Genomic DNA, 6,725 nt, shown 5'->3' with positions numbered 1-6,725 from the left:
AAATCGGAATGGGTGGCCGGCTTCGTTTCGGAATCAATGGCCGGCTTCAGCGGAATACGCAGAAAAGGCATGTCCACCTTCGTCATGGGAGTCTCGGGTTCGCGCGTAACGTCGAAGTCAATGTATTCGTATGTGCAAGGAATAACGCACTTACTGTCAATGCAGCAGCCATCCATCTGAAAGCATTGCTCGGTGCAAGCCCATGCCGCCGGAGTGCCAGCAAACAGAACGATCGTGGCAGCCGCCAACGTCCACTGCCGCGAGGCAAATAACGTACGTTTGAGATGTTCACGCATGATTCCCTCCACTGTTGAAGCGTCGCCCCATCGGCGTGGCGCGGGTTCTTCCTCGACCCGACGCACCAGCCGGAAGGGTCTGAGCAATGTACCGGCGTTTCATGACAGCGGCAACACAGATCGCGCTCCAAGACAGATTGCTAACGATCGGCTCGCGGATATTCAGTCCGTGCTTGCCGATCGGTGCAGGCTCGATACCCTCGACATAAAGCCCCCCTTGCACGGCCCGGAATTACGCTCCAATGCCGGTAGGAGCGTTTGCGCGCCAGGCGCTCTGCGTCTTCATCGACACATCCTGATCTCCACGGCGCCGGCTGTGATGATCCTGTTGTCCCACAAGCTCACTCCAGGCTCGGCTTTTATGAGCTTACAGCCTAAAGCGCGTCGCGTTTAATCATACCCATGCAACGCGCTTTAGTTCACGCGACCCGTGATTCCGTCAAAACAAGCACGCCCTACACTCCCGGTCGTTCCTCCAGCAGCCCGTCGACGAAATCGAAGAGGCCGGGGCGGCGGTCGCGGCGCAGGCGTTCGGCACAGATGATCGATTTCACCGCCGCATAGGAGCGGTTCAGGTCCTCATTGATGACGACATAATCATACTCACGCCATTTCTGGATCTCGAAGCGCGCATTCTGCAGGCGCGTCTCGATGACCTCCGGCGAATCCTCTGCCCGGCGGTTGAGGCGCGACTGCAATTCGCGCATCGTCGGCGGCAGGATGAAGATCGAGACGACGTCGGAACGCATCTTCTCCTGAAGCTGCTCCGATCCCTGCCAATCGATGTCGAACAGCATGTCGCGGCCATCGGCCAGGGCGCTCTCGGCCGTTTCACGTAAGGTGCCGTAGAAATTGCCGTGCACCTCGGCCCACTCGATCAGCGCATCGCTGTCGCGCAGCCGCTCGAACTCGCGCATCATGATGAAATGATAGTGGACGTCCTGGATTTCGCTCGGCCGGCGCTGGCGCGTCGTGACGCTGATCGACAATGAGAGCTTCATCTCCGGATCTTCCAGAAGAAGCCTGGCGATGGTCGATTTGCCCGCACCAGACGGCGAGGACAAGACGACCATGAGACCGCGGCGCTTGACCCCGCTTTCGACGGAAGGGATGGCCATGAATAATTACTCCAGATTCTGTACCTGCTCGCGAAACTGATCGACCACCGCCTTCAGTTCAAGCCCGATCGCCGTGATCGAACCGGCATTCGACTTCGAACAGAGCGTATTGGCCTCGCGATTGAATTCCTGGCTGAGAAAATCGAGCTTGCGCCCGATGGGACCGCCCGTACCGATCAACTGCCTGGCCGAGGTGACATGGGTGTCGAGCCGGTCGAGCTCTTCCTGGATGTCAGCCTTGGTGGCAAGAAAGGCCGCCTCCATATAGAGCCGCGTTTCGTCGAGCCCGTTCGGCGTATCGAGGAGAAGCGCCACCTGGGCCGCAAGGCGCTCCCGGACGGCCTCGACACTGCGGGAGGGGTCGTTACGGGCACGCTGTGCCAGTTCGGCAATCATGTCGACCTGACCGGCCAGGATGGCGCCTATGGAATGCCCTTCCGTCCGCCTGGCCTCGCTCAGCGCCGCGAGCGCGCCATCCAGCGTGGAAACGATCGCCGCCTCGAGCCCGGCCCGCGCCTGTTCGTCCTCCGCCTCCTGCGGCTCGACGAGAACGCCGCGCAAGGCCAGAATGCCGTCGACGCTCGCCGGCGCAAGCCCGTATTGCGCGCGCAGCCGCTCGCCGACCGCCATGACATTGGCCAGATAAGCTTCGTTGAGCGCGACATCCGCCTTGGCGTCCGGCCGCTCGACCGTCAGCGCGGCCTGGAAATTGCCGCGGGAAAAATGCCGGGAAAGCGCGGTGCGGGCCGGTGGCTCGATGCCCTCGAAGCCCTGCGGCAGCCGAAACCTTACGTCGAGCCCCTTGCCATTGACCGAGCGCACCTCCCAGACGATGCGGGTATCGCCCTCAGCGCCGCCCTTGCTGCCGCTATACGTGGCGGCATGGCGCGCGAACCCGGTCATGCTTTGTAGTGCCATTGTTTCCCCCCGCCCATGGATTAGGTGTTGCATGAGGCATTCCCTCTGCCCTCCCACCCCCTCCTAACGTCATCCTCGGGCTTGACCCGAGGATCCATGGCCAGGAGGCGAAAACGATAATATCATCCGCAACGGGATCATAAATTATCGGGGGCAAATATTGATCATTTTCAATTTCCTGGAACACGCCGATGCAACGGAAAGGTCCGTGCTCCTTAGCCGTGGATCCTCGGGTCAAGCCCCGGGGATGACGACTGCCGATATGGACTCTCCCTACTGCCCCGGCTGTCCCTGCCCCGGTTCGGCCTCACCATCGGTCCCGCCTTGCACGGCAGCTTTGGCGGCCTCTTCTTTCTTCTGCTGCTCGATCGATCTCCAGCGGCGGACATTGTCGTTATGCTCTTTCAGCGTGGCGGCAAAGACATGGCCACCCGTGCCGTCGGCGACAAAATAGAGATCGTCCGTCTGCAGAGGATTGGCCACCGCCTCGAGCGCCGCGCGGCCCGGATTGGCGACCGGCGTCGGCGGCAGGCCATTGATGATATAGGTGTTATAGGGCGTCGGCTTGTCGATGTCGGATCTGTAGATCGGGCGGTCGGCCGGTTTTCCCTTGCCGCCGAACAGCCCGTAGATGATCGTCGGATCGGACTGGAGACGCATGCCCTTCCTCAACCGGTTGACAAAAACGGAGGCCACGTGCGGGCGCTCCGATGCAACGCCGGTCTCCTTCTCGACGATGGAAGCAAGCGTCACGAATTCATTGACGTTCTTCAACGGCAGATCGGGATTGCGCTTGGCCCAGACCTCATCGACGAGCTTTTTCTGCTCGGCCTGCAGCTTGGTGACGATCTCCTGGCGCATCGTGCCGCGGGTGAAACGCAGCGTATCGGCGAACATGCTGCCTTCGGGAGGCAGAGTATCGGGCATGTCACCGGCCAGAACCTCGTTGGCGGCGATCCTGTCGAATATCTGCTGAACCGTCAGCCCTTCGGGAATCGTCAGCGAATGCATGATCGATTTGCCGCTGCGCAGGGTTTCCATGATATCGCGCATGGAGGCATGGGCAGCGACCTCGTATTCACCCGCCTTCATATCCTTCTCATGGCCATAGGCGCGCACACCGTAGCGGAATATGCGGGCATCGGAGATGAGGCCGCGCCGCTCCAGACCGTCCGCGATCTCGACAATGCCGCTGCCGCGCTTGACGAGAAAGGTGGAGGCAGCCGGAGACGGCCCCGCCGCATCGAACTGCAGCTTGCCGAAATAGAAGAGCACCGATGCGCCCACGACGGCGAGCACCAGCAGCGACAACAGGAAATTGGCGAAGACGACGATCTGGCTGCGCGCGTGGCGCGAACGCCGGCGCGGCGGCGGTGGCGGCGTCCCGGGTTCGGGTCGCAGCGCCTCGCTTGCGGATTTGGGCACGATGGGCTTTTGCACCGGCGCGGCTTCCGTCGGTTCGGCCGAAGCTTGATTCTGCATGGCCTCGTTTTCGGATTTCGCGTCTGAATTCACTCGATCACCTCAGTTCCCATCCTCTTTGGGCACGGTCATCCCTGTCTCAAGGTCGTAGGCGATTGCGGCAAAAGCACGGACGGCGCGACCGTCGGCTAAGCCTGGTAGCGACGCAGAACCAGCGACGCGTTTGTGCCCCCAAAACCGAAAGAATTCGACAACACGGTATCAATCTGGCGTTCACGCGGCTTGTGCGGAACAAGGTCGATTTTGGTGTCAACCGCCGGATTGTCAAGATTGAGTGTCGCGGGCGCGACGTTATCCCGGATTGCCAGCGTGCAGAAGATGGCCTCGGCCGCACCGGCCGCTCCCAGGAGATGCCCTATCGACGATTTGGTCGAGGACATGGAGATCTTCGATGCAGCGTCCCCGACGACGCGCTCGACGGCGCCGAGCTCGATCGTGTCGGCCATGGTCGAGGTGCCGTGCGCATTGATGTAATCGATCTCAGACGGGGCAACGCCCGCCCGCTTCAGCGCCGCATTCATGCAACGCTCGGCGCCCTCACCGGTCTCGGTCGGCGCGGTGATGTGATAGGCATCGCCGGAAAGGCCGTAGCCGATCACCTCGGCATAGATCTTCGCGCCGCGCGCCAGCGCGTGCTCGAGCTCTTCCAGGACGACGACACCGGCGCCCTCGCCCATGACGAAGCCGTCGCGATCGATGTCCCAGGGACGCGATGCGCGGGTCGGATCGTCATTGCGATCGGTCGAAAGCGCCTTGCAGGCGGCGAAGCCAGCGAGCGAAATGCGGCTCACCGGCGATTCCGTGCCGCCGGCCACCATCACGTCGGCGTCGCCGAAGGCGATCAGCCGCGCCGCATCGCCGATGGCATGCGCGCCCGTCGAGCAGGCCGTGACGACCGCATGGTTGGGCCCGCGCAGGCCGTGCTTGATGGAAACATAGCCGGAAGCGAGATTGATCAGGCGCCCGGGAATGAAGAAGGGAGAAATGCGGCGGGGCCCCTTGTCGCGCAGCGTATAGCCGGCCTCGACAATGCCCTCGATGCCGCCGATGCCCGAGCCGATCATGACGCCGGTGCGGATCTGGTCCTCGTCGCTCTCGGGATGCCAGCCGGCATCGTCGAGCGCCTGATCGGCCGCGCCCATCGCATAGACGATGAAGGGATCGACCTTGCGCTGCTCCTTCGGCTCCATATAGAGATCGGCATTGAAGGTGCCGTCCGTGCCGTCACCCACGGGAATGCGGCAGGCGATCTGACAGGGCAGATCATCGACTTCGAATTCGGTGACGCGGCGCGCGCCGCTCTTGCCGGCAAGAAGCCTCGACCAGGTTTCCTCCACACCGTTTGCCAACGGCGACACCAGCCCCAAACCAGTGATTACGACACGCCTCATATTCCACCCTTCAATGCCGACAATGCCATTTTCGTGCTTTGTTTTATATTGGCAGTGTGCCGAAACCCATGAATCAGGGCATCAGGCGTAAAGCACATTCAGCAGAGAGAATCCGGGCCGGAGACTAAAACGTCGTCCAGCCCGCATAATCGCCTGAGATCAGGCCTTTGCCTTGTCGATGAACTTGACGGCGTCGCCGACGGTCAAGATCGTTTCAGCGGCATCATCAGGGATTTCGACGCCGAATTCTTCCTCGAAAGCCATGACGAGTTCGACGGTATCAAGGCTGTCTGCGCCGAGGTCATCAATGAAGCTTGCGCCTTCCGTGACCTTGTCGGCATCTACGCCCAGATGTTCAACAACGATTTTCTTGACGCGTTCTGCGGTGTCGCTCATGTCCGAACCTCGACCTGTGTGTTGTTTCCCTGCCTTGGTTAGCGGCATGGGTGAATGTAATCAAGCTATAAGATACCTGCTGCGCGCCGCTTTCACGGTACAACCGATACCCCTGTGGATATTCCTTTCGGAACAGGATTGGCCCCGCAAAACCGTGCGACATGCCAATTCTGCGCGCGCCTTAACACGGTTCCTTGCCCGCGCAAAGCGCATTTTGCCCGCTCGTCAGCCCATTTGGGGGCGATTTACGGCCAAAATCAGTTTTTCAGCTACGCAAGCCCGGACGGAAAACCGCTTCACACTTTTCCTGGGCCTGCTTTCTAAATCATCGCCATGCCGCCGTTGACGTGCAGCGTCTGCCCAGTGACGTAAGCAGCCTCGTCGCTGGCGAGATAGACGACGGCGGCGGCAATCTCCGCGCCCGTGCCCATCCGCTTCATGGGGATAGCCCCCATGATGGCATCCTTCTGCTTTTCGTTGAGCTTGTCGGTCATGGCCGATTCGATGAAGCCCGGCGAAACGCAGTTCACGGTCACGTTGCGGGTGGCGATCTCCTGCGCCAGCGATTTGGAGAAGCCGATCAGGCCGGCTTTCGAGGCGCAATAATTCGCCTGGCCGGGATTGCCCGTGGTGCCGACGATCGAGCTGATATTGATGACTCGGCCATGGCGGCGGCGCATCATCGGGTGCATCACCTCACGCGTGAGATTGAAGACCGATGTCAGATTGACGTTCAGCACCTCGTCCCAATCGGCATCGCTCATGCGGACGAACAGGCCATCGCGGGTGATGCCGGCATTATTGACGAGAATGTCGATGCCTTCGAGTTCCTTCTCCGCCTTTTCACCCAGCGTCTTGACCTCGGCGCGGTCGGAAAGATTGGCCGGGAAGACCTTCACCCGCTCGCTAAGCTCGGAGGCCAGCGCCTCCAGCTTCTCGACACGGGTTCCGTGCAGGCCGACAAGCGCTCCTTGAGCATGGAGGGCGCGGGTGATGGCTTCGCCGATACCGCCGGTGGCGCCTGTAACGAGAGCCTTGCGGCCAGTAAGATCAAACATCGCGTTTCCTTCCGGTTTTTAGCCGCATGATCTCGTCCCCAAAACCTGCGTTTTTCAGGATCATGC

At 61.1% G+C, this 6,725-nt stretch carries 7 protein-coding genes; all 7 read right to left on the bottom strand.

Translation table 11 applies throughout. From position 1 onward, the window contains the following. A partial coding sequence (locus ATN84_RS26750) for a hypothetical protein (protein WP_153020152.1) occupies positions 1–296 on the bottom strand: 296 nt, incomplete at its 3' end. 455 nt (positions 297–751) lie between these two features. Beyond that, positions 752–1,414 carry a guanylate kinase gene (gmk, locus tag ATN84_RS08180; RefSeq protein WP_068881172.1) on the bottom strand — a complete coding sequence of 221 codons (663 nt, stop codon included), beginning with the start codon at positions 1,412–1,414 and terminating at the stop codon, positions 752–754. A 6-nt stretch (positions 1,415–1,420) separates the two neighbouring features. Continuing rightward, entirely contained in the window at positions 1,421–2,332 is a 912-nt protein-coding gene (locus ATN84_RS08175) for a YicC/YloC family endoribonuclease (RefSeq protein WP_068881170.1), read from the bottom strand. A gap of 273 nt (positions 2,333–2,605) precedes the next feature. Beyond that, positions 2,606–3,847, bottom strand: a complete 1,242-nt coding sequence (mltG, locus tag ATN84_RS08170; RefSeq protein ID WP_425287383.1) for an endolytic transglycosylase MltG — start codon at positions 3,845–3,847, stop codon at positions 2,606–2,608. Positions 3,848–3,942: 95 nt separating this feature from the next. After that, entirely contained in the window at positions 3,943–5,205 is a 1,263-nt protein-coding gene (gene fabF / locus ATN84_RS08165; protein ID WP_068881168.1) for a beta-ketoacyl-ACP synthase II, read from the bottom strand. A 159-nt stretch (positions 5,206–5,364) separates the two neighbouring features. Then, positions 5,365–5,601 carry an acyl carrier protein gene (locus ATN84_RS08160; RefSeq protein WP_068881166.1) on the bottom strand — a complete coding sequence of 79 codons (237 nt, stop codon included), beginning with the start codon at positions 5,599–5,601 and terminating at the stop codon, positions 5,365–5,367. A 320-nt stretch (positions 5,602–5,921) separates the two neighbouring features. Beyond that, positions 5,922–6,659 carry a 3-oxoacyl-[acyl-carrier-protein] reductase gene (gene fabG, locus ATN84_RS08155; protein ID WP_068881164.1) on the bottom strand — a complete coding sequence of 246 codons (738 nt, stop codon included), beginning with the start codon at positions 6,657–6,659 and terminating at the stop codon, positions 5,922–5,924. Positions 6,660–6,725 lie beyond the last annotated feature (66 nt).

Source organism: Paramesorhizobium deserti, from assembly GCF_001558695.1.
Classification (GTDB): Bacteria; Pseudomonadota; Alphaproteobacteria; order Rhizobiales; family Rhizobiaceae; genus Paramesorhizobium; species Paramesorhizobium deserti.
Note: the sequence above shows the minus strand (reverse complement) of the source record. Positions and strands in the feature narration are given on the sequence as shown.